The sequence below is a fragment of the Alicyclobacillus shizuokensis NBRC 103103 genome (genome assembly GCF_001552255.1).
GTDB classification, from domain to species: domain Bacteria; phylum Bacillota; class Bacilli; order Alicyclobacillales; family Alicyclobacillaceae; genus Alicyclobacillus_G; species Alicyclobacillus_G shizuokensis.
In genome coordinates this window covers 1-2807 of record NZ_BCQV01000098.1, presented here as the reverse complement: position 1 = coordinate 2807, position 2807 = coordinate 1, and the positions used below count along the sequence as shown (strand labels likewise).

Annotated in this window: 3 protein-coding genes; all 3 read left to right on the top strand. The window is 57.2% G+C overall.

Annotation, left to right across the window (positions count from 1 at the left end; genetic code table 11):
• The first annotated feature begins 11 nt into the window (after positions 1–11).
• Genes ASH01S_RS19420 through ASH01S_RS17385 form a run of 3 tightly spaced genes read left to right on the top strand, consistent with a single transcriptional unit; the run spans position 12 to position 2702 of the window.
• On the top strand, positions 12–596 hold the full coding sequence (locus tag ASH01S_RS19420; protein ID WP_306302879.1) for a DUF6431 domain-containing protein: 585 nt from the start codon (positions 12–14) through the stop codon (positions 594–596).
• A gap of 56 nt (positions 597–652) precedes the next feature.
• Entirely contained in the window at positions 653–2014 is a 1362-nt protein-coding gene (locus tag ASH01S_RS17390; RefSeq protein WP_067929695.1) for a DDE-type integrase/transposase/recombinase, read from the top strand.
• Positions 2007–2702, top strand: a complete 696-nt coding sequence (locus ASH01S_RS17385; protein WP_245629150.1) for an ExeA family protein — start codon at positions 2007–2009, stop codon at positions 2700–2702. Before ASH01S_RS17390 ends, ASH01S_RS17385 begins: the two co-directional genes overlap by 8 nt.
• The last annotated feature ends 105 nt before the right edge of the window (positions 2703–2807 follow it).

The following is a 2807-nucleotide window of genomic DNA, read 5'->3' as shown; positions in this document are numbered from 1 at the left end:
CCCCTATTTACGTGGTGCTGGGCAAACAGCATCACAAGGGGCGTCCCATCACTCGAATATGGTCAGTATATCAAATTTTAAGCTTGTTGAAAGCCATACCACCGGTGTTTTTTGTCCAGAGTGCGGAGAATGTCCCTTGCCCTTGTTGCCAAGGTAAGCTTCGCGTCATCGGGAGTCGGAAAAGGACCTGGGTTCAGAGCTCCGGCGACAAGGTAAAACTCATCATCCGCCGACTGCGCTGCCGGGATTGTAACAAGATCCACCACGAACTGCCAAACTTTCTGGTTCCCTACCGCCGCCACGAGGCACAAGTCATTGAGGATGCTGTCACAGATAAGGCGACGCCTGCCTGCGTTGAGGAATCCACGCTGCGGCGCTGGTGCCAGTGGTTTGAGGACTTTGCCCCATATGCCGCCGGCTGCCTGGAGTCCATCGCTGAGCGCTTCCAGTGGACTGTGGAGAGTTCGTCCGCTCATCCGCAAACCGCACTCCATCGAATCGGACGGGTCGTGGGGCCTCATCCCGGTTGGCTGGCGCGTGCTGTCCGACCGCTTGCAAATCTGCATTTGTGGAGACATACCCGTTCGGCGTGTTGATCCGCGTCTGGTGGAAGTACGTTCATGCTGACCCTACCAAAATGGAGGTGGTTGGCATGAAAGATTCGAGGAAGGCGGAGGAAATCGCCGCAAATCGGGTGCAGATGCTGTCTCGGCTGCTTGCAGACGGCCTGGATGCAGGCCGTGCGCGGCAGATCAGGGCTGAGATCTGCGCACAAACGGGCCTCTCCGAACGAACCATTCGTCGGTATCTGGCCAAGTACCGCAAGGAAGGTTTCGAGGGCCTCAAGCCAAAAGCCAAGGTGTATCAAAGACCAGAGGCCATCCCGGAGTCGCTCCTGGAACAGGCCATCTTGCTGCGACGGGAGGTTCCCACGCGCAGCATCTCCCAGATCATTCAGATCCTTGAGTGGGAGGGGCATGCAAAGCCAGGGCAGATCAAGCGCAGCACCCTGCAGGAGAAGTTGGCGGAGCGTGGGTACAGCTCCCGTCAGATGCGGATGTATGCCACCACCGGTACAGCCGCCCGCCGGTTTCAGCGCCGGCATCGAAACGAATTGTGGCAGTCGGACATCAAGTTCGGCCCGTATCTGCCCATTGGGCCTGGCGGTGCAAGAAAACAGGTCTACCTCGTCGTGTTCCTGGACGACGCCACGCGGTACGTACTTCATGCCGAGTTTTACCCCACCCTCGACCAGGCCATCGTGGAAGATGGTTTTCGCCAAGCCATCCAGAAATACGGCGCCCCGGATTCGGTGTACTTCGACAACGGAAAACAGTACCGAACCCGTTGGATGGTCAGGACCTGTTCCAAGCTTGGGATACGGCTCCTCTACACCAAGCCGTACGCTGCCGAGAGTAAGGGCAAGGTGGAGAAATTCAATCGGACGGTCGATTCATTTCTCAGCGAGATTGTCCTGGACAAGCCACAGACCCTTGAGCAGCTGAATCAAAAATTCAACGTATGGCTGTCGGAATGCTACCAGAACAAGCCGCACGCCGCGCTCTCCACAAACAATCAGTCCATAAGCCCAGAAACGGCGTACCGTAGTGACCACAAGGCGCTGCGATTTGTTGAACCGGAGGTCCTCGCAAATGCGTTCCTGCATGCCGAGACACGTAAAGTGGACAAGTCCGGATGCATCAGCTTCATGGAGCGGAAGTATGAGGTAGGGTTGTCGTTCATCGGTTGCACAGTGGACGTCATTTACGACCCGGCAGACATCAGCGAGGTGACCATCGAGTACGAGGGATATGAACCGTGGAAAGCTCGCCCCTTGGTCATCGGGGAGCGGGCTGGCAAACGCCCCAAGTTGCCGGAACACTTGGGGTCCCAACCAGCAGACGCGTCCAGGCTGCTGGGCGCTGCGCAGAAACAGCATGAGCAACGTCAACACAGACAGGCACGGGCCATCTCCTACACCTGTGCGTGGAACGAGGTGAAGGGAGATGTTTGAGTCCTTCTACGGGTTTAGGCACACCCCGTTTGCCAGAAACATTCCGGCCGGCGAGCTCTACACATCGCTATCGTTGGAGGATACGCTTGGGCGGCTTTCCTACGCGGCACAGCGGCAACTGTTCTGTGTTGTCACCGGAGACTGTGGAACGGGAAAGACCACGACCATTCGCCGTTTTGCGGAGACACTGGATGGCGCCAAGTACCAAGTCCTCTACCTGTCAGACTCGAGACTCACGCCTCGCCACTTCTACAAAGGATTGTTGGAACAGCTCGGGTGTGAGTCCAAGTTCTACCGCGGAGACGCAAAGCGACAGTTGCATCGCGAGATAGAACTCATGCGCGGCATTCACCACGTGCAGCCCGTTTGCGTCGTAGACGAAGCTCATCTGCTGGATCGCGAGATGTTGGAGGAGGTGCGCTTCCTGCTCAACTTCCGCATGGACGCACAAAGCCCCATGGCGCTCATCCTGGTCGGGCAGAGCGAACTCTGGGAGCGTCTAAACCTCCAGGCGTACGCCGCCATCCGCCAACGAATCGACATACAATGCAAGCTCCGTACTACGACCGGGCAGAGGTCGGCGAGTACATCCGACGTCACCTGGCTTATGCCGGGGCCGAGCACGAGATTTTCTCGGACAAGGCCATCGACGAGATTTATCGATTCTCCAGTGGTGCAGCACGCATGATCAACAAGGTGTGCACGCACTGCCTCATGTACAGTGCCCAGACGAAGCACCGGATCATTGATGATCACATCGTGAATCTGGTCATCCAGAGGGAGTTGTCATGAC